The organism is Planomonospora corallina, from assembly GCF_042650625.1.
In the GTDB taxonomy this organism is placed as follows: Bacteria; Actinomycetota; Actinomycetes; order Streptosporangiales; family Streptosporangiaceae; genus Planomonospora_B; species Planomonospora_B corallina.
In genome coordinates, this window is the sequence record NZ_JBHSBM010000023.1 from 226,466 (window position 1) to 245,848 (window position 19,383).

At 72.5% G+C, this 19,383-nt stretch carries 19 protein-coding genes and 1 tRNA gene; 7 read left to right on the forward strand and 13 right to left on the reverse strand.

Annotation, left to right across the window (positions count from 1 at the left end; genetic code table 11):
• The first annotated feature begins 368 nt into the window (after positions 1–368).
• On the forward strand, positions 369–2,648 hold the full coding sequence (locus tag ACFOWE_RS20290; protein WP_377290095.1) for a M4 family metallopeptidase: 2,280 nt from the start codon (positions 369–371) through the stop codon (positions 2,646–2,648).
• 136 nt (positions 2,649–2,784) lie between these two features.
• On the opposite strand, the gene ACFOWE_RS20295 is transcribed toward ACFOWE_RS20290, so the two are convergent.
• Positions 2,785–3,618: an SAM-dependent methyltransferase gene (locus ACFOWE_RS20295; RefSeq protein ID WP_377290097.1), complete on the reverse strand. Its 834-nt coding sequence runs from the start codon at positions 3,616–3,618 to the stop codon at positions 2,785–2,787.
• Between the two features lie 179 nt (positions 3,619–3,797).
• Positions 3,798–3,929 carry a hypothetical protein gene (locus ACFOWE_RS20300; RefSeq protein WP_377290099.1) on the reverse strand — a complete coding sequence of 44 codons (132 nt, stop codon included), beginning with the start codon at positions 3,927–3,929 and terminating at the stop codon, positions 3,798–3,800.
• Between the two features lie 87 nt (positions 3,930–4,016).
• On the opposite strand from ACFOWE_RS20300, the gene ACFOWE_RS20305 reads away from it, so the two are divergent.
• Positions 4,017–5,384, forward strand: a complete 1,368-nt coding sequence (locus ACFOWE_RS20305; protein ID WP_377290101.1) for a hypothetical protein — start codon at positions 4,017–4,019, stop codon at positions 5,382–5,384.
• 103 nt (positions 5,385–5,487) lie between these two features.
• On the opposite strand, the gene ACFOWE_RS20310 is transcribed toward ACFOWE_RS20305, so the two are convergent.
• Positions 5,488–7,110, reverse strand: a complete 1,623-nt coding sequence (locus tag ACFOWE_RS20310) for a CocE/NonD family hydrolase (RefSeq protein ID WP_377290103.1) — start codon at positions 7,108–7,110, stop codon at positions 5,488–5,490.
• 503 nt (positions 7,111–7,613) lie between these two features.
• On the opposite strand from ACFOWE_RS20310, the gene ACFOWE_RS20315 reads away from it, so the two are divergent.
• Entirely contained in the window at positions 7,614–7,970 is a 357-nt protein-coding gene (locus ACFOWE_RS20315) for an STAS domain-containing protein (protein WP_377290105.1), read from the forward strand.
• Here the strand turns inward: ACFOWE_RS20315 and ACFOWE_RS20320 are convergent.
• A complete protein-coding gene (locus tag ACFOWE_RS20320) occupies positions 7,952–8,341 on the reverse strand; it encodes a VOC family protein (RefSeq protein WP_377290107.1) in 390 nt (129 codons plus the stop codon). The two genes, ACFOWE_RS20315 and ACFOWE_RS20320, sit on opposite strands and share 19 nt — an antisense overlap.
• A gap of 83 nt (positions 8,342–8,424) precedes the next feature.
• Positions 8,425–8,664 (reverse strand): hypothetical protein, encoded by a 240-nt coding sequence (locus tag ACFOWE_RS20325; protein WP_377290109.1) that lies wholly within the window; start codon positions 8,662–8,664, stop codon positions 8,425–8,427.
• Positions 8,665–8,806: 142 nt separating this feature from the next.
• Between ACFOWE_RS20325 and ACFOWE_RS20330 the strand changes: the two genes are divergently transcribed.
• On the forward strand, positions 8,807–9,316 hold the full coding sequence (locus ACFOWE_RS20330; protein WP_377290111.1) for a DinB family protein: 510 nt from the start codon (positions 8,807–8,809) through the stop codon (positions 9,314–9,316).
• A gap of 157 nt (positions 9,317–9,473) precedes the next feature.
• Here the strand turns inward: ACFOWE_RS20330 and ACFOWE_RS20335 are convergent, their stop codons facing one another.
• The 4 genes from ACFOWE_RS20335 to ACFOWE_RS20350 all read right to left on the reverse strand — a co-directional run bounded on the left by ACFOWE_RS20335 (position 9,474) and on the right by ACFOWE_RS20350 (position 11,818).
• The gene (locus tag ACFOWE_RS20335; protein WP_377290113.1) at positions 9,474–9,947 is read right to left on the reverse strand and encodes a VOC family protein; all 474 of its coding nucleotides are present in this window, start codon (positions 9,945–9,947) and stop codon (positions 9,474–9,476) included.
• Positions 9,948–10,599: 652 nt separating this feature from the next.
• A tRNA-Lys gene (locus ACFOWE_RS20340) sits at positions 10,600–10,673 on the reverse strand.
• A gap of 397 nt (positions 10,674–11,070) precedes the next feature.
• The gene (locus ACFOWE_RS20345; protein WP_377290115.1) at positions 11,071–11,478 is read right to left on the reverse strand and encodes an OsmC family protein; all 408 of its coding nucleotides are present in this window, start codon (positions 11,476–11,478) and stop codon (positions 11,071–11,073) included.
• Positions 11,479–11,542: 64 nt separating this feature from the next.
• Complete coding sequence (locus ACFOWE_RS20350) at positions 11,543–11,818, reverse strand: hypothetical protein (protein WP_377290117.1); 276 nt, start codon at positions 11,816–11,818, stop codon at positions 11,543–11,545.
• A gap of 254 nt (positions 11,819–12,072) precedes the next feature.
• On the opposite strand from ACFOWE_RS20350, the gene ACFOWE_RS20355 reads away from it, so the two are divergent.
• Positions 12,073–12,444 (forward strand): phage holin family protein, encoded by a 372-nt coding sequence (locus ACFOWE_RS20355; RefSeq protein WP_377290119.1) that lies wholly within the window; start codon positions 12,073–12,075, stop codon positions 12,442–12,444.
• A gap of 174 nt (positions 12,445–12,618) precedes the next feature.
• On the opposite strand, the gene ACFOWE_RS20360 is transcribed toward ACFOWE_RS20355, so the two are convergent.
• Both ACFOWE_RS20360 and ACFOWE_RS20365 read right to left on the reverse strand, forming a co-directional pair.
• A complete protein-coding gene (locus ACFOWE_RS20360) occupies positions 12,619–13,716 on the reverse strand; it encodes a glycerophosphodiester phosphodiesterase (protein ID WP_377290121.1) in 1,098 nt (365 codons plus the stop codon).
• A 94-nt stretch (positions 13,717–13,810) separates the two neighbouring features.
• Positions 13,811–14,983 carry a CynX/NimT family MFS transporter gene (locus tag ACFOWE_RS20365; protein ID WP_377290123.1) on the reverse strand — a complete coding sequence of 391 codons (1,173 nt, stop codon included), beginning with the start codon at positions 14,981–14,983 and terminating at the stop codon, positions 13,811–13,813.
• Between the two features lie 96 nt (positions 14,984–15,079).
• On the opposite strand from ACFOWE_RS20365, the gene pcaB reads away from it, so the two are divergent.
• The gene (gene pcaB, locus ACFOWE_RS20370; protein WP_377290125.1) at positions 15,080–16,405 is read left to right on the forward strand and encodes a 3-carboxy-cis,cis-muconate cycloisomerase; all 1,326 of its coding nucleotides are present in this window, start codon (positions 15,080–15,082) and stop codon (positions 16,403–16,405) included.
• A 73-nt stretch (positions 16,406–16,478) separates the two neighbouring features.
• Here the strand turns inward: pcaB and ACFOWE_RS20375 are convergent, their stop codons facing one another.
• Entirely contained in the window at positions 16,479–16,868 is a 390-nt protein-coding gene (locus ACFOWE_RS20375) for a response regulator transcription factor (protein WP_377290127.1), read from the reverse strand.
• Positions 16,869–17,069: 201 nt separating this feature from the next.
• Between ACFOWE_RS20375 and ACFOWE_RS20380 the strand changes: the two genes are divergently transcribed.
• Positions 17,070–18,995, forward strand: coding sequence for an ABC transporter ATP-binding protein (locus tag ACFOWE_RS20380; RefSeq protein ID WP_377290129.1), 1,926 nt, complete (start codon positions 17,070–17,072; stop codon positions 18,993–18,995).
• Positions 18,996–19,033: 38 nt separating this feature from the next.
• Here the strand turns inward: ACFOWE_RS20380 and ACFOWE_RS20385 are convergent.
• The coding region (locus ACFOWE_RS20385) for a penicillin-binding transpeptidase domain-containing protein (RefSeq protein WP_377290131.1) at positions 19,034–19,383 on the reverse strand (350 nt) is incomplete at its 5' end.

Here is a 19,383-nt window from a genome sequence, read left to right on the forward strand (position 1 = left end):
CGCAGGTGGACGCCTCCCGGCGAGGCTCGGCCCGTCCTCCGACCGGCCACCGCGCACCGGCTCACCCGCTTGCCGATCCGCTTGCCGGTTCCGGATACGGCAAGCGCCTTCCGACGCTCTCCGCACAGTCGCCGACACATCCAGTGATCACTCTGCCGGTTCGATCGACAGAAGTTTGCATCATGAGTCGGAAATATTGACCCAATCCTGTCCAAAGTGGGACCGTTCGTCCGCGTTGATCGCGGCGATCCCTGCCGGGAGGTCTTGCCGGGCTCCGCCCGTCACGGCAGGTCTCGCGTCGATGTCCGCGGCGGCGGCCGTACACCGCCACCGCGGTTCCCCCCACATCGCCAGAGAGCGAGAACAGCATGAGAGGGTCCCTCCGGATACCGGCCTCGGCCGGTATCGCCGCCACCCTGACCGCGGCCACCGTGCTCGCCGCACCCGCCTGGGCGGATCCGCCCCCCACACCCGCCACCGCGGCCGCCGTGGCCAAGGCCGAGCAGGCCATCGAACGGCACGGCGAGGCGATCCGCGGGGCCGGCCAGGACGACTACAAGGTGCAGAACGTCCGGGTGGACGCCGACGGCTCGTCACACGTCCGCTACCAGCGCACCTACCGGGGCCTGCGGGTCCGCGGCGGCGACTTCGTCGTCCACCTGAAGCCCGACGGCGCCTTCGCCGACGCCTCGGTGGGCCTCACCGAGGCGCTGACGCTCGGCACCGGCCCGAAGGTGACCGCCGGCACCGCCGCCGGGAAGGCGAAGAGCGCGTTCACCGGGCGGATCACCGAGGCCACCGAACCGGAGCTGTTCGTCGACGCCACCTCCGGGCAGGGACGCCTGGCCTGGGAGACCGTGGTCAGCGGCTGGGCCCCCGACGGGCAGACGCCCTCCCGCCTGCACGTGATCGTCGACGCCGGGTCCGGAGAGGTCACCGACTCCTACGACGAGATCAGGTCGGCCGTCGAGGGCGCCACGACGGCCACCGCGAGCACCGCGAACGCCCTGGTGGACGGGACCGGGAACTCGATCTACTCCGGCACCGTCACGATCTCCACGACGCAGTCCGGGAGCTCGTACAGCATGGTCGACCCTGACCGCGGCAACGGCAGAACGTGCGACATGGGCAACCGCACCAGCGGCTCGTGCACGACGTTCACCGACGCCGACAACACCTGGGGCACCGGCTCCAACGGCGACCGGCAGTCGGCCGGGGTGGACGCCCACCACGGCGCCGCCAAGACGTTCGACTACTTCAAGAACGTGCACGGCCGCAACGGCATCTTCGGCAACGGGAGCGGCGTGCCGAGCCGGGTGCACTACGGCAGCAACTACGCCAACGCCTTCTGGGACGGCTCCCAGATGACCTACGGCGACGGCTCGGGCAACTCCCGGCCGCTGGTCGCCATCGACGTGGCCGGGCACGAGATGGCCCACGGCGTGACCGAGAACACCGCCGGCCTGGTCTACTCCGGCGAGTCCGGCGGCCTGAACGAGGCCACCAGCGACATCTTCGGGAACATGGTCGAGTTCTACGCCGGCAGCAGCGCGGACCCCGGCGACTACCAGGTCGGCGAGAAGATCGACATCAGGGGCAACGGCACCCCGCTCCGCTACATGTACAACCCCTCGCTGGACGGCAGCTCGCACTCCTGCTGGTCGACCAGGACCGCGAGCGTCGACGTGCACTACTCCTCCGGCGTCGGCAACCACTTCTTCTTCAACCTCGCCGAGGGCACCGGCGCGACGCAGTACGGCACCTCGCCCGTGTGCGGCTCGGCCCCCGCGGTGACCGGCATCGGCCGGGCGAAGGCGGAGAAGATCTGGTTCCGGGCGCTGGACGCCTACTTCACCTCCAGCACCCGCTACGTCAACAGCGGCAACCCGGCCAACACCGCCCGCGCCTACACGCTCCGCGCCGCCACCGACCTGTACGGCAGCTGCTCCACCGAGTACAAGACCGTCCAGGCGGCCTGGACCGCGGTCAACGTGGCGGGCAGCGACGCCCCGTGCTCGTCCGGGAACGACTTCGCGGTCTCGGTCTCCCCGACCTCGGCCGCCACCAGCCCCGGCGGCTCCGTCACCGCGACAGTCTCCACCCAGGTCACCGGCGGATCCGCGCAGACCGTGGCGCTGTCCGCCACCGGCCTGCCCGCGGGCGCCACCGCCTCCTTCGACCCCGCCTCCGTGCAGGCCGGCGGCACCTCCACGCTGACCGTGGCCACCACCGCCTCCACCCCCGCCGGCACCTACCCCGTCACCCTCACCGGCACCGGTCCCGGCGCCACCCGCACCGCCACCTTCACCCTGACCGTGAACGGCCAGGGCGGCGGCGCCTGCCAGGGCTTCGAGACCATCAAGACCGGGACCCTGAGCTCCGGCGCCAGCCAGTACCAGCCCGACGGCGGCTCCTTCCAGACCACCGTGAGCGGCGCCCACCGCGCCTGCCTCGACGGGCCCGACGGCGCCGACTTCGACCTGTACCTGCAGAAGCGGGGCACCTTCGGCTGGAGCACCGTGGCCCGCAGCACCTCCTCCGGCCCCGATGAGAGCCTGACCTACAGCGGCACCGCCGGCACCTACCGCTACCGCGTCCACTCCTACCACGGCAGCGGCGCCTACACCCTCGGCTACGACGCTCCGTAGCCTCCGACAGCCGTCCGACAGCCTCCGACGCCTCCCGGGCGCCCGGCCGAGCCCCCCGTGGCTCCGGCGGGCGTCCGGGAGGCCCGATCCCCACGGCGGGAGGCGCGGTCGCCGTGGCGGGCCTCCGCCGGGGGCCTCACGGCTTGCGCGCCACCCCGCCGGCGATGCAGATCCCGCCCAGGCCCAGGGGATACTCGACGGGCCGCTCCGGCCGCCACTCCGGCACGTGCACCACGCCGGGCTCGACCGGCTCCAGCCCGTCGAAGAACCCCGTGATCTCCGGCATGTCCCGGGCCCGGCCGGTGCCCAGCATCGTCAGCAGGACCGCTTCCAGGGCCCGCACCTCCGGCGCGCACGAGCAGAAGTGCGTCAGCTGCATGTAGCTGCCCGGGGCCAGCCTCTCCTTGTAGGTCTTCACCAGGCCCTCGGGGTCCTCGTCGTCGCCCAGGTGGTGCACGACGGCCACCAGCAGCAGGCCGATCGGGCGGGAGAAGTCCAGGAAGCCCTCGACCTCCGGATGGTTGAAGATCTTCTCCGGCTCGCGCATGTCGGCGGTGATCACCCGGGTGTTCCCGTTGGTCTGCAGGATCGCCCGGGCGTGGGCGAGCACGATGGGGTCGTTGTCGACGTAGACGACACGGGCGTCCGGGTTGACCCGCTGGGCGACCGAGTGGGTGTTGTCCATCGTGGGCAGGCCCGAGCCGATGTCGAGGAACTGGTCGACGCCCTGCTCGGCCATGAACTTCACGCCCCGGAAGAGCATCGCGCGGTTCTGCCGCGCCCCCTCGCCGTTGTCGGGGAAGTGCTTCATCCCCTCCATGGCGACGGCCCGGTCCACCGCGAAGTTGTCCTTGCCGCCCAGGAACGCGTCGTAGACCCGGGCGATGCTGGGCCTGCTCGTGTCGATCTCCGGAGGCAGGTAGTCCGGATCCCCGTGCGTCCACTTCAAGCTCTGGGTGCCCTCGCCCATGGCCGCCTCCACCGCAGCTCGTAGATCGACATCGACCGCGTCTGGAGCATAACCAGCGCCTCGGGAAAGCACAGGTCCGGCTGAAACTTTCATCCACCAAACAGGCAGATACAGCCATATAACATCCTGTTTCATGATGAGCGGCGTCCCGGCCGCGCGGTGATGCCGTGGAAGGACGTTCACCGCCGGACGCCCACCGTGCCGTAACAGTCGAACAGCAGCTCACCGGAGAGGAAGCACCCGGTGATCCGCTGGACCGGCCGGCGGCCGTCCTCCCCCGCCGGGCCCTCGCCGGAGCCGATGCCGGGCATCGGGCGGACGGCCCGCCGGGGGTCGTGCGATCTCCTTCACCGGAGACCGATTTGCCCGCCCGTCGTGGTCGCCTGAAGGATGCGGGGGTGATCTCCCCCAGCCCTCGGCGGCGTTCCCTGTTCTTCCTGGCCGGCGGTGTGAGCCGGCAGGCCGCCATGTGGGTCCAGGCCTACACGGTCGCCCAGGTCGGCATCTCCTTCCTGGAGACGGACCCCGCCGAGATCGACCGGCTGGAGGCGGCCGCGGCCCTGCTGCCGGTGCTGCTGGTGGTACCGCTGGGCGTGCTGGCCGACCGGGTTCGGCGCGGGTCCGCCCTGGCGGTGCTGGGCCTGCTGAACGCGGGGGTGCTCGCCTCCCTCTCCGCCGCCGTCTGGTTCCAGGTGCTCACCCTCCCGCACCTCGCGGTGGCGGCGGCCGTACTCGGGCTCACGTGGCTCGCGGGCGACCTGACCCAGGAGGCCTACCTGCCCGCCGCCGTCGGCCGAGACCGGCTGATCCTCGTCAACGCCGCCCTGCTCTGCACGGCCACGCTCATCTCCTTCACGGAGCCGCTGGCGGAGGGCCGCTCCGGCCTCGTGGCGTTGGGCGACCCCCGCTCCATGGCGACGGCCGTCCTAGCCGTCATGGCCGTGGCCTCCGCCGCCTCGGCGCCGCTGTTCCGCGGTGTCGGCGTGGCCGAGGAGCCGCCGCGGCCGTGGACCGGGTGGCGGCGCGAGACGGCCGAGGGGGTGCGCTTCACCCTGACCCATCCCGTGCTGCGGGCGATCACCGTGTGCCTGACGGTCCCGGTGCTGCTGGAGGCGGTGGTCGACGAGGCGGCCCGGCTCCCGCGCGACAGGAGGGACGACGAGGGCGTTCTCATCGACCTGCTCTCCGTGCTGGACGACGGTGCTCCCCTGATCGGAGCCGTGGCGGCGGCGCTGTTGTACCGGCGCGTCGGCGCCCTGCGACTGGCCTGGCTGGCCGTCCTGACGACCCAGCCGTTCATGCTCCTGTACGCCCTGACCGGCCTGGAGGGCGGCCGGATCTGGTATCTGCTCGGCGGCGCCGTCCCCTGGGCGGGCTGGACGGTCGTCACGCTGGTCCTGCTCAGCCACCGCCAGGCGATCACCCCCGCCCGTCTGCTGGGCCGTACCGGTGTCACGCTGCTCGTGTTCGGCATCCTCGCCGAGGTGGCCGGCGCCCTCCTGGAGGTGCTCGTCCGCCCCCTGCTCCCGGCGGTGTTCTTCGGCCAGGTCCTCGAGCCTCCCATCGAGATCGGCGGCCTCGCCCCGCCCGAGTTCCTCGTCCGGGCGGTGCTCCTCGCCCTGTGCACGGCGGGCACTGTCGCCGCGGCCCTCCCGCTCCGAAAGGCCCTGCGCCCCGCCGGGTCCGTCTCCCCGGAGGACCCGCCCGCTCCTCCGGAGGACTCCGCTCCCCCGGCCGCCGCACCGGCGGCCCCGCCCGGGGCCTGAACGGGCGGTCCCCGCATGCGGGAACACGCATGGTCCCGGCACGCGGAAGGCCCCGCGGAGGCGCCCGGCCGGGTGCGCCCCCACGAGGCCGTGCGGGAGAAGGTCAGCGCAGCGGGAGCGTGAGCCGCGCCGGGTCGCCGGCCGGCGAGGAGAACGTGACCTTGGCGAAGGCCGGGTTGTTCTCCTTGTACATCGCGTCGACGGTGTCCACGACCAGCGCCAGGCGGTGCCCGGCGGGCACGTCGTAGGCGGTGCCCTGGAAGGTCACGTCCGCGGCGAACGGCTTGCCGGCCTGCTTGCCCTCGAAACCGTACGGCGTGTGCGTGATCAGCTTCGCGACGCCCAGCACGTTGACGTCGTACAGGTAGGCGAAGAGCGTGCCCTCGGCGGCCGTGGGCGTCACCGTCACGCGCAGCTTCGCGGTGCCGCGCAGCTCGCGCTTCTCGGTGAGGCGGCCGGTCTTCCAGACCCCGGCGTGGGCCCGCTTCACCCCGGCGAGCGCGACCGTGGGCGGCAGCTCGGCGAGCTGCTCCAGCGTGGGCGAGATCATGATGATGCCCGCGCTCGCCCCGGAGTCGATGTCGGCGGAGATGGTGGTCCGCCAGCCGGTGCCCGCGTCACCGGAGAGCCTGCCGGTGCGCAGGAGGTTCTCGTCGCCCAGCCCGAGCGTCAGTTCCGAGCCTGTCAGGGCGGACCAGCTCGGGTAGCTCTCGTAGCCGTCCTGGAGCTTCGGCTGCACCAGCACGGGGCCCTTGGCGTCGATGCCGTTGCCGGCTCCGCGCAGGTGGCGCTCCAGCCAGGCGTGGGTGTCGTCCCAGGCGTCGTTGGGCAGCCCGACCAGGCCGAGGCCCTCGGTCGTCGCGTGGTCGCCGGGGCGCATCTCGAGCAGCTTGGGCCCGGTGAGCCGGTCGAAGAACTCGCCGACCTGGTTGGGCGGGAAGATGCTGTCGCCCCAGGCGTTGGAGATCATCACGGCGGTGCCGTTGGCGTTGATCCGGTCGACGTAAGTGGCCGGCGAGCGGAGGGCCGCCCAGTCCATCACCTTCGGGATGTCGTCGCCCTTGTAGAACTCGTCCAGCATCCCGGTCAGCTCGGGCGAGGGCCTGCCCGTCAGGCGCGCGGCCACGTCCAGGAGTCCGGCCGCCATCAGGTGCTGGGTCCCGCCGCCGTACAGGGACTCGGCCAGGTCGCCCCAGCCGCTCAGCGCGACCACGGCCTTGATGCGGGCGTCGAAGGCCGCGCCGAGCAGGCCGAGGCCCGCGCCGTACGAGACGCCGGCGGTGCCGATGCGCCCGCCGTCGGACGGCGTCTCGGCCAGGGCCCAGTCGATGACCTTGGAGATGTCGGCCACGTCGTCGGCGCCCGCGACGCCGATCCTGTCGCCGGAGCCGTAGAAGCCGCGGGGCGTGTACGACAGCGCCACGAAGCCCTTCTCCGCCAGCTTCCTGGCCTGGACGAGGTATTCGATCTGGGGCAGGCCCCAGGAGGTCGGCAGGATCACGAGGGGCGCCGGGTTCTCGGCGTCGGCGCCGGCGGGGGTGTAGACGTTCGCCTTGAGGACGACACCGGGGGCCACCTCGATGTCGGCCAGGCGGAGCGCCGGCCCGGCGGAGACGGCCACGGCCGGGGCGGCCGTCGCGCCCGCCGCCAGAGCCGGTGTCGCGGCCAGGGGGAACGCGGTGATCGCCGCTACGGCCGCGGCAGCTAAATAGAACCGGTTATACATTCGGCGTGAGGGACGAGGGGGGAGGTTGCGCATGAGGGGTCCCGACACTCAGACCCGGCGCGGGCAGCCCAAAAACAGCGGAGCACCTGGCAATGTGCTCGCCACGGGCTCGCGCTGGGCGAACGAACGACGACCCCGCCGGATGATCGGCGAGGTGGCTTGAATGTAACCAGTTCTATTACTGGTCGGTAGTGTTCCCCGGATCACAAGTCGATGACGGGGAGCTGTGAGGAGTACACGATCCCTGCTGTCAGACGGCCTCGCCGGACGGTTCCGGTTTCCCGCCCCGGGCGGGGTGTCCCGTCAGGTGGGCCGCCGGTTGTCCGGCATCGGGGGCTCCGTCCCGCCTGGACCGTTCCCAGGGACTTTCGCCCCTACTCCCGGGTGCCCCGATGGAGGAGGATGGGGGCAGCACCCCCGATGGGAAGGGACCGCGCCCCTTCAGCCGACCAGCCTCGACGCGCCCGCGGGCGCCGTCCGACCGTCCTCGCTGGAGGGATGAGATGAGATCGTGCCGGTCAGCCGACCCTCGTGAAGCGCCGGTCCGCACCGAGAGGTCCGGTGCCCGCCGCATCTCCCTCAGAGGCGAGGTCGACGTCGCCACCGCCCCCCTGCTCGACGTCCGCCTCGCCGAGCAGCGCATCCCGCCCGGCACCGACGTCGTCCTCGACGTCAGCGGGGTCTCCTTCATGGACGCCTCCGGCCTGAGCGCCCTCATCCGCGCGGACAGGCGGCTGCGCCTCCTCGGCGGCCGCCTCCGGCTGACCGGCGTCCCGCGCAACGTCGCCAGGCTGCTGCTCCTCACCCGGCTGGACGAGCGCTTCGACCTCGCCCGGCGGGGTCAGAGCTCCTGGGGGTAGAAGCTGATCTCGATGAGGTTGCGGTCGGGGTCGCGCAGGTAGACGCTCTCGATCGGCCCCAGCGCCCCGGTGCGGCGCACCGGGCCCTCCTCGATCTCCACGCCGTGCCGTGCCAGCTCGGCGATGACGTCCTCCAGCGGGTCGGCGCTGATCAGGCAGAGGTCGGCGCTGCCCGGGACGGCGCGGGCGGCCTTCGGCTCGAACTCCTCGCCCGCCCGATGGAGGTTGATCTTCGACCGGCCGAAGGCCAGCGCCCGGCGCCCCTCGCCGAACGTGACCGGCTCCATGCCGAGCACCCGGCTGTAGAAGTCGACCGTCACCTCGATGTCGGCGACGGTCAGCACCAGGTGGTCAAGGCGGTCGATGCGCATCGGGGGCCTCCTCGTCACTGCGGTGATCACGGCAGGCGGCCATCCTCGCACGCGGCCCGGCCGGCCCGGCCGGCCGGACCGGCTCACGCACCCGGCGGGGTGTCGCCCACGTAGACGAAGACCGGCAGCGGTTCCTCGCCGGTCCACTCGGTCCTCTCGGTCGTGCGCTTGAAGTAGAGCGGACCGCCCTGGTACGGCATCTGGTAGACGTCCGATCCCTGCGGGACGTCCATGACCGTGTCGTCCAGGCGGCGGATCTCCGGGTCGGCCCCCGGAGGGACCCGCAGGATGCACCTCTCGCTGTCGTCCATGCCGATGGTCACCCCCTCACGGCCTATATATCCGCTCCCGCCGAGATCACTTCCGGGGCGCCGATCCGCCCGGCCGCGCCGGGAGCGGGAAATGTCGGTGGTGATCCCTATCGTGGGTGCGACGGATCACACGAGGGCACGGAGGCCGGAGAGCATGACCACCCAGGAGAAGACCATCACCGGCGAGCGGGCCGACCTGCTGCAGACGCTGGGCAAGCACCGGGGCTTCCTCCGCCAGACGGTCGAGGGCCTGACCGACGAGCAGGCGGCGCTGCGCACCACGGTGAGCGAGCTCTGCCTGGGCGGGCTCATCAAGCACGTGGCCGGCGTCGAGGAGCGGTGGGTGCGGTTCATCGTCGGCGGGGCCGAGGCGATGCACAGCGATCCCGTCGACTGGGAGGGCCAGTTCCGCATGGCGGAGGGCGAGACGCTGGCCGGTCTGCTCGAGGCCTACGAGCGGGTGGCCCGCCGGACCGACGAGCTGGTTGCGACCCTGCCCGACCTGGACGCCGCCCACCCGCTCCCGGAGGCGCCGTGGTTCGAGCCGGGCGCGTCCTGGTCGGCGCGCCGGGTGCTGCTGCACATCATCGCCGAGACCTCCCAGCACGCCGGGCACGCCGACATCATCCGCGAGGCCCTGGACGGCGCGAAGACCATGGGCTGACGGCCCGGCGGGACGTCCCGCACCCGGGACGGGACACGCCCGGTGACCACTGCCGTGTCCCACCATGTCCCACCGTGTCCCACCAGGCCCCTCCGGCGTCTCGACCAGCCTGACGCCTGTCTCTCCTGAGCTCCGGCGTCAGGCTGGAGACGGCTCCTCAGACACGCCAGGGCATGTACTGGAGGGTCCAGGTGTTGCCGTCCGGGTCGGCGAACCGGGCGTAGAGAACGCCGCCCATGTCCTCGACCGGTTCCACCTCCGTGCCGCGCTCGATGAGTTCCGCGCGGGCCTTCTCGATGTCGCCGACCACCAGGTGCAGGCCGCGCAGCGTGCCGGCCGGCATGTCGAGGGACTCGACGCCCTCGGTCAGAACGATCGAGCAGGCCGAGCCCGGCGGGGTGAGCTGGACGATGCGGACCCCGTCGGCGGGCTGGACGTCGACGTCCACGTGGAAGCCGAGGCAGTCGGCGTAGAAGGCCTTGGCCCGGTCGATGTCCGTGACGGGCACCGGCACGAGCTCGAGGAGGAACATGCCGGGACGCACGGGCGGCGCGGCGGGGTCGGCCGGGACATCGGCGACGTCGGCCGGGATCTCGGTCTGCGTAGGCCGGATGCGCTGGGTGTCGGTCATGGCGGATCGCCTTTCGGGGTCGTCTCGCTGAGCATCTCGGCGAGACGGTCGTGCGCCTCACCCGCGCCGCGTCCCATGGGGGTACGGAGCACGCTGCCGCGGGTCTTCCGCGAGGGGTGGCGCACCGTGGTGGTCATTACGGTCCTGCCCGTCCCGTTCACCGAAGACGACCCGAGGACCCCGCCTTCCCGGGCCGGAATCATCCGGCGGATCGGGTCGGCCGGCACGGCGAGCCTCGGCAGCCACATTGATTACCATTCAGTTTTATAACCAGATTGTTTTGTACACTGCCGGACCCGGTACCGTCAAGGACTCGGATCGAGCGACCACACCGTTCCCAGGCCATCGTGGACGGCGCCCATCCCGATGGATCGGCCGGCGGCCAGGAGGCCGCCCTCCCGGCAGGCATCACCGGCACGACATCGACGTCCGGGCCATGAGGCGCCCACGTCGCCGCCCTCACCACGCGCCCGGGATCGTTCAGGCGGTCCTCGTCATTCAGGCCTGCGAAGACAGCCGTCGCTCAGGACGGGGAGCGCTCACCGGACCTGGGCCGAGAGGCGCACGAAAGGGCCGCACCTCTGCGGCCGACCGGATGACCCGCGGAAAGGAAAAACCCGGGCCGATGAGATCGGCCCGGGTTTCCCACCGGTGCGCCGCCAGGGACTCGAACCCCGGACCCGCTGATTAAGAGTCAGCTGCTCTAACCAACTGAGCTAGCGGCGCTTGCGATGGGAGAACTCTACCAGTCCCGCGTAGGGCAACGCACATCCGTACAGACGACGCGGAGCGCGGACGCCGGAGCCGCCGGACGCGGCCCTCCCGGAAACCCTCGGAAACAGGTGCGGGGCCGGACAGTTCCCCCAACTGTCCGGCCCCGTCTTCACCTGGCGGGCCCTGCCGGTGCCTCCCCCAAGACACCGGCGGCTCCGCTCGCGGACGCGATCCCCCCGCGTCCTTTCCGGTAAAAGCCTCTGGGTCTCGTGCCGAGCTTGTCGGCCTCTCGACCTGCTTCCACATTAGCGAGACGAAGGCAACGAGAACGTCATCCACAGGTTGTTTTTGCCTCTACACCCAGAGTGACCCGGTATAGCCCGGACCACGTCCCGAAGACGGGACGGCCTCAGGACGCCGCCCCGGGCAGCTCCAGGAGGATCTCGCTCCGGCCGCGCAGGGCGTTCCCCACCGTGCAGTGCTTCTCCTCGACGCGCCGGGCGACCGCACGGAAGACCTCGTCCGCCTTCTCGTCGCCCTCGGGCAGCTCGACGTCGTAGGTGATGGTGATCGGCCCCAGTTCCGTCGGCGCGGCCTTCTCTCCGCTGACGGTCATCGCCAGGCGGACCAGCCGGTGGCCGCGCTGGGCGGTGAGCGGCTCCACGGTGACGATGTTGCAGCCGCCGAGCGCGGCCAGCAGCAGCTCGACCGGGGTGAAGACCCCCTGCTCGTCGCCGCCGCCCATGGCGACCTCCGCGCCGCGGTCGTTGCGTGCGAGATAGCCGTCCTCGGTCCGCTCCACGTGCACCGATGCCATGGTGTCCCTCCCTCGTCGCTCGCCGGTCACCCTACCGAAGGCGCGGGCGCGGCCGGGCGGCGGATCAGGCGTCCGGGTGCTTGGACAGATAGTCGATGTAGAACGGCCGCAGGGCCTCGCCCAGCTCGCCTTCGCCGGCCACCATGGCGTCACTGAGCAGGGCCGAGACCCGAGTGAGATCGTTGGTCACTTCATCGCCGTCCCCGCTGGCCGCTTTGGCCGGCGGGATCATCTTGAGCAGCTCCCACAGGAAGCCGAGGTCCCCGTGGTGCACCGCGTACCCCACGGCACGGTCATGGAGCTCCCGGGCCGACAGCGCCTCCAGCTCATCCGTTTCCACCGATCCCACCCCCTTACGCCCCATCTGCCCCCAGATGCGGGTGATCATGCGTGTTCACCGTCGATCGAACGGTCACCGCACGGGAGAGAGAAGGTAAACGGTCCACCACCGCGGACCCGACGAGCGGAGATCAGACGCGTCCTCCGCCACGATGGGCGCCGAGGCGTGCAGAGTGGAGGTATGGCCCCCACCGCGAAGATCTACGGTCCTCCGGCCCTACCGGCCGTCCGACAACCGTGCGAGGATCCCCGAACGTGAAGATAATCGCCAAAATCCTCATCGTGGCGGCCTCCCTCTGGGTGGCCACCCGGCTCGTGGACGGCATCGCCGTCTCCGGGGACACGACCACCAAGGACGTCGTCACGCTGATCGCGGTCGCCCTCATCTTCGGCCTCGTCAACGCGGTCATCAAGCCGTTCGTCAAGACCGTCGGCTGCGCCTTCTACGTCCTCACCCTCGGCCTGTTCGCACTCGTCGTGAACGCCGGCCTGCTCCTGCTCACGAGCTGGATCGCCGAGCAGGTCGATCTCCCCTTCCACGTGGACGGCTTCTGGGCCGCCTTCTGGGGCGCGATCATCATCGGCGTGGTGAGCTGGCTGCTCGACCTGCTGCTGCCCGGCGACTGAAGGCCCGGTCCACCGGACCGGGCCGTCGGCCGCCGCTCCCGGGAAGCCCGCCTCCCGGGAACCCTGCCTCCCGGGAACCCTGCCTCCCGGGGAAGTCCGCCTCCCGGGAGCCTCCGCGCCTTCACGGAAGGTCGCGAGCACCCGCGGAAGGCCGTCGCGAGCACCCGCGGAAGATCAGAGCACCCGGTCCCGGACCGCCCGGGCGACCCCCGGATCGTCGGCGAAGACGCCGTCCAGGCCGAGCCGGTAGAGCTTCTCCAGCCAGCCCATCACGTCACCCGTGGCGCGCCCGTAGGCCGGGTTGGCCGGGTCCCCCAGCCGGAAGTCGACCGGGAGCTGGGAGTTCTCGTTCCGCACGGTCCAGGTGTGGACCTTCAACCGGGCCCGGTGGGCATCGCGGACCAGGGTCGTGGGCTCCAGGAGGCGGCCGTCGGGGCCGGTCGGCACGATCCGCCAGGTGTCCACGCCGATGCCGTCGGCGTATCGCGCGACCTCGCGCAGGCCCTCCCGGGTGACCATGCCGTCGTAGGTGAGCGGGTCGCCGGCGGCGACCCGGTCGTACGGCGCGCCGCTCGCGCTGATCAGCTGGATCAGCGGCAGCCGGGTCTTCTTCCGCAGGTCCCGCAGGTTCGCGGTCTCGAAGGACTGGATGAATACGGGCGCGCGCCGCCCGTCCCAGCCGTGCTCGCGCAGGGTCGCGAGCAGCGGCTCCTCCAGGGAGAGCCCGATGGAGTCGAAGTAGGTGGGGTGCTTGGTCTCGGGGTAGACGCCGACCCCGTGCTCCTTGGCCAGCCGCAGGACCTCCGCGAAGGTCGGGATATCCGCCAGCCCGTTGAATACGGTGTTGTCCGGCCGCAGGTCGGGCACACGCTCCACGGCCCGGAGGGTCTTCAGCTCGGCGAGGGTGAAGTCCTCGGTGAACCAGCCGGTCACCGGCCGTCCGTCGATGGTCTTGGTGGTCCGGCGATCCGCGAACTCGGGGTGGTCCGCCACATCGGTGGTGCCGGAGATCTCGTTCTCGTGACGCGCGACGAGCACCCCGTCCTTGGTGGAGACGAGGTCGGGCTCGATGTAGTCGGCGCCCAGGGCGATCGCGGCCTCGTAGGAGAGCAGGGTGTGCTCGGGCCGGTGGGCGCTCGCGCCCCGGTGGCCGATGACGATGGGCGCGTCGCCGCGGTGGTCGGCGGCGGCGGGTTCGGGTCGGTGCAGCACAACGGTGACGGTACCGGCCGCCAGGACGGTCAGCGCCACTGCCAGGAACCTACGGATCAACCTACGGATCATGGTCTGGACCGTAGGGAGCCCAGGTGACCGCCAGGTGCCCGGGACACGACGAACCGCGCACGTCCCGGTGTCGGGGGCCCACTCACCGCGGCGCCGGGCGGCCGGCGAGGAATCCGGCGACGAGCTGGAGCCCGCACGCGCCGAGCCCGGCCAGCAGCGGCACCGTCCAACCTCCCGAGGTCTGGCGCAGCAGGCCGATCAGGAACGGGCCGAGCGCCGCCAGCACGTATCCGGCCGACTGGGCGACGGCCGAGAGCGTGGTCACCGCCGCCGGGTCCGGGGCGCGCAGGGTGATGATCAACAGGGCCAACGCGATCCCCGCGCCCTGGCCGAGGCCGAGGACGAGCATCCAGAGCCAGGGGACGGTGGCGGGGGCCACCAGCACCCCGGCGTACCCGGCGGCGGTGAGCAGGGTCGCGGCCGTCACGTGCGGCGCCTGCGAGCGCACCCTCCCGGCGTGCAGCGGTACGGCGAGCGTGACCGCGATCTGGACGAGGTTGGACAGGCTCAGCAGGTAGCCGGCCTGGTCGGCGGGGATCCCGGCCTCCTGGAAGATCGTCGGCAGCCAGGCGAGCGTGATGTAGAAGGTCAGCGACTGCAGGCCCATGAAGGCGGTGACGTACCAGGTCACCGGGGTGCCCAGCACCCGGCGGAACGCTCCCGGCACGCGGTCGGGGACGACCTGGGGCCGCAGCGCCTGCGGCAGCCAGAGCACGGCCGCCGCCACGGCGGGGAGCGCGGCCAGCGCGGTCGCCCCGCGCCAGTCGTACCCGGTGGCGTTCTCCAGCGGGATCGTCAGCCCGGCGCCCGCGGCGGCGCCGAGGACCAGGGCGGAGACGTAGAGACCGGTGACCAGGCCGACGCGCTCGGGGAAGTGCTGTTTGACGATGCCGGGCATCACCACGTTCATGATCGCGATGGCGGTGCCCACCACGGCCGCCCCCGCGTACAGCGCGGGAACGTTCCCCGCGCTGCGGAGCAGCACCCCGGCGGTCAGGACGAGCAGCCCCGCCAGGAGCGTGCGGTCCAGCCCGAACCGGCGGGCCAGCACCGGGGCGAGCGGGGCCAGCACGCCCAGGCAGACCACCATGACCGTGGTGATGGCCCCGCCCTGGGCGGGGCTCAGCCCGAGATCGTCCATGATCTCGTCGAGCACCGGCGAGATCATGGACAGGGCGGGGCGCAGGTTGAACGAGGCGAGCACGACCCCTGCGACCAGCAGGAACCATGACGGACGGACCCGGTGCGCGGACATCGTCCCACTCTCGCACAGCCTCTCCGGCGGGACCGTCACGGGGCGGCGGGGTCCCGTGACACGCTGGAGAGGTCACGAGCGGAAGGTGGGTGCGCGATGGTGCCGGGACTGGACGGGCTGTTCTCCCAGGTGTTCTCCCGGGGCGGGGCTGCGGCCGAGGTGACGGACGCCGCCTGGCTCGCCGCGATGCTCGACGTGGAGGCCGCGCTGGCCTGCGCCCAGGCCGGGCTCGGCATCGTCCCGGAGGCCGCCGCCGAGGCGGTCGGAGCCGCCTGCGACCCGGAGCTGTTCGACCTGGCCGAGATCGGGCGCCTGGCCGCGCGGACCGCGAACCCGGTGGTCCCCCTGGTCGCCGCCCTGCGCGAGCAGGTCCCCGCCGGCCTGCGCCGGTACGTGCACCACGGCGCCACCAGCCAGGACGTCAACGACACCGCGATGATGCTGCTGGCCAGGCGCGCGCTCACGCAGATCCTCGGCGACCTGCGCGCCGCGGCCGACGCCTGCGCCGGCCTCGCCGGGCGGCACCGCGACACCGTCATGGCCGGGCGCACCCTCCTGCAGCAGGCCGTACCCGTCACCTTCGGCCTGAAAGCGGCCGGCTGGCTGACCGCGCTGCACCGCTCGCACGCCCGGCTGACCGCGCTCCGCCTGCCCGTCCAGTACGGCGGCGCGGCGGGCACGCTCTCGGTCCTCGGCGAGCGCGGCCACGAGGTGCCGCCCCGGCTCGCGGCCGAGCTGGAGCTGGCCGCGCCGGTCGTGCCCTGGCACACCGACCGGACCCCGGTCGCCGAACTGGCCTGCGCGCTGGGCGTCACCGCCGGAGCCCTCGGCAAGATCGCGACCGACGTGAAGCTGCTGGCCCAGACCGAGGTCGGCGAGGTCGCCGAGCCGTCGGCCCCCGGCCGGGGCGGCTCCAGCGCGATGCCGCACAAGCGCAACCCGGTCGGCGCGGTCAGCGCGCTGGCCTGCGTCCAGCGCGTCCCGGGGCTCGTGGCCTCCGTGCTGGACGGCATGCTCGCCGAGCACGAGCGTGCCGCCGGCTCCTGGCAGGCCGAGTGGGAGACCGTGGGCGAGCTGCTCCGCCTGACCGGCAGCGCCGCCTCCTGGCTCCGTGAGGTGCTGGAGGGCCTGACCGTGGACGCCGGGCGGATGCGCGCCAACCTCGAACTGACCCTGGGCCTGCCGATGGCCGAGAACGTCGTCGCCCGGCTCGGCGGCACGCCGCAGGCCCGCGAGCTGGTGGACGCCGCCTGCGCGCGGGCCGCCGCCGAGCGGCGTCCCCTGAAGGAGGTGCTGCTCGCCGGCTCCGGCCTCGGCCTGTCGGAGCAGGAGCTGGACAGCGTGCTCGACCCGGCACGCGCCCTCGGCTCGGCCGGCGCCTTCGTCGACCGCGCGCTGGAGCGGAGCAGAGAGGACCGGTGACGGGCACGCGGCCGGGAGGAGTCCGGGCAGTGGCCCGGGCGGGAGCGGGTCAGGGACGCCGGGCGGGAGCGGGTCAGGGGCCGGAGCGGGTCCGCGCCACGCGCTCCAGCAGGTCCTGGACCCGCCGGGTGAACTCCTCGTGGTCGAACGGCTTGATCATGTAGTCGTCGACGCCGGCCCGGAACGCCTCCATCTCGTCGTCCGGCCCCACCCTGACCGTCAGCATCAGCACCGCCACCCGGTCGCCTCCGGGCATCGCCCGCAGCTCGCGGCAGACTTCCGGGCCGGAGAGCCCGGGCATCATCCAGTCCAGGATCACCGCGTCGGGAATGCGTCTGGCCATCGTGTCGAGGGCGGCCTGGCCGTGACCGGCCGTCACCACCTCGTGTCCCGCCCGTCTGAGCAGCAGGTCGATCACGAACTGGAGGTCGACGTCGTCCTCCACGACCAGAACGCAGGCCATCGCCTCACCCCGAAAGAATGCCTACGACAGGAGATGCCCCGGTCCGCCGCGGCTATGCGGTCTCCCCCGGTTTCTCCTCACCCGGTACGGCCCGCGCGCCCGCATCCGGTGCGGCGCGCACGCCCTCACCAGGCCCGCGTGTCCGATGGTGGACACCCCGGGACCATGGCGGCCGTGCGCGCGGCGGTTCACACTGCGAGCATGGCGGACACCTCACCGGATCCTGTCCCAGCGCCCCGCGGACCGGAGGAAGCCGGCGGTCCGGCGCCCGACGTCCCCGAGCTCGGCGAGCTGACCTTCTCCGGCTGGCACGCGCACGCCGACGAACTGGCCGGTGTCGGCTTCCTGACCATCGCCCGCAGGCTCCCCGCCCTGGTGGCCCAGGCCGTACGGCTGGCATGGCGGGCCAGTCCCCGCGACACCGTCACCGCGATCACGCTGAACCTGCTCGGCGGCGTCTTCACCGCCTTCGGCCTGCTCGCCACGACCGGGGTGCTGACGGCTCTCTTCGAGGCGGGACCCACCCCGGAGCGGGTCAGGGCCGCCCTGCCCAGCCTGGTCCTGGTGGGGGTGGCCGCCGTGGCGCGCACGCTGGTGCAGGCGGGCGCGGGCTGGGCCCAGTCCCGGCTGGAGCCGCAGGTCAGCCGGGTCGCGGAGGAGCGCCTGTACGGACTGACCAGCCGGGTGGACCTGACCGCCTTCGACGAGCCGGACTTCCACGACGCGCTCCAGCGGGCCCGCACCCGCGGTGTGGCCATGGTCGACCAGGTGGTCGCCACGGCCATCGACGTGATGACCGCGGCGATCGGCCTCGCCGCCGCGGCGGGCGTGCTGGGCGTGCTGCACCCGCTGCTCCTGCCGCTGCTGGTGCTGGCCGTGCTGCCCGACGCCTGGGCGGCCGTCCGGGCGGCACGCATGCGCTACACCACGATGTACCGGTTGATCCCCGCCGCCCGGCGCAAGTGGATCATCGCCGAGCTGCTCGCGGAGCGCGAGCCCGCGGCCGAGGTGCGCTCGTTCACGATGCGCGGCTTCCTGATGCGGATGTACGACGCGGTCTCCCGGGCCGAGCAGTCGGTCATGCTGGATCTGGCACGGCGGCAGACGCTCGTCCGGGTGGCCGGTGAGGCGCTCGGCGGCCTGGGCACGGGCGCGGTCTACGTCGCGCTCGGCGTGCTGCTGGCCGTCGGTGCGGTGCCGCTGGCCGTGGCGGGCACCGCCGTGCTCGCGATCCGCTCCGGCCAGACCTCCATCTCCAACCTGATGTACGCCACCAACCGCCTGTACGAGGAGGGGCTCTACTTCACCGACTTCCTGGACTTCTCCGCCGAGGCGGAGAGCCGGCTGACCACCGGGCGCGCCGGACCGGTCCCGGAGGCGTTCGAGCGCATCACGGCCGAGGACGTCACCTTCACCTACCCGGGTGCGGGCGCCCCCGCCCTGCAGGGGGTCTCGGTCCACCTCGACCGGGGCGAGGTGGTCGCGCTCGTCGGGGAGAACGGCTCCGGCAAGACCACCCTGGCCAAGATCCTGTCCGGTCTCTACGAGCCCGACGGGGGGCGGGTCCGCTGGGACGGGACGGATCTGGCCGAGGCCGACCCCGAGCGGCTCCGCGAGCGCATCGCGGTCATCGCCCAGGACCATACGCACTGGCCGCTGACCGCCCGGCACAACATCACGATGGGCACCGGCAAGGGCGAGCCCGCGCTGCTCGCGGCGGCCGCGGTGGCCGGGGCCGACGAGGTGGTGGCCGATCTGCCGCACGGCTACGACACCCTGCTGGACCGGCGCTTCAAGGACGGGCAGGAGCTGTCTGGCGGGCAGTGGCAACGGATCGCGGTCGCCCGCGGATTCCACCGGGACGCGCCCCTGCTGATCTGCGACGAGCCCACCGCCGCCCTCGACGCCCGGGCGGAGCACACGCTCTTCGAGCGCATCCGCGAGCACGCCGGCGGCCGTACCGTCCTGCTGATCACCCACCGGCTGGCCAGCGTGCGCTACGCCGACCGGATCTACGTGCTCGACCACGGCAAGGTCACCGAGGAGGGCACCCACACCGAGCTCATGGCGCTCGGCGGCCTCTACGCCGAGCTGTACGGCCTGCAGGCCGACGCCTACTCGGCCTGACCTGATCAGTGCAGTACGGCCTGCCCGACCTGACCTGATCAGTGCAGTACGGCCTGCATGATCGCCTTCGCGACGGGCGCCGCCACCCGGCCGCCGGATCCGCCGCCCTCGACGACGACCCCCACGGCCACCCGGGGCTCCTCCGCCGGGGCGAAGCCCGTGAAGACGGCGTGGTCCCGGCCGGCGTTCTCCGCGGTGCCGGTCTTGGCCGCCACCGCGACGCCCGGAACGGCCGCGGCGCGGCCGGTGCCGCCTGGCCCGGTGACACCGGTCATCATGGCGGTCAGCCGCGCGGCCTCGCGACGGCCGAGCGCGCGGCGGTACCGGGACGGCTCCGCCTCCCGGACCACCGTGCCGTCGCCGAGCCGCACCTCCTGCACCAGGTAGG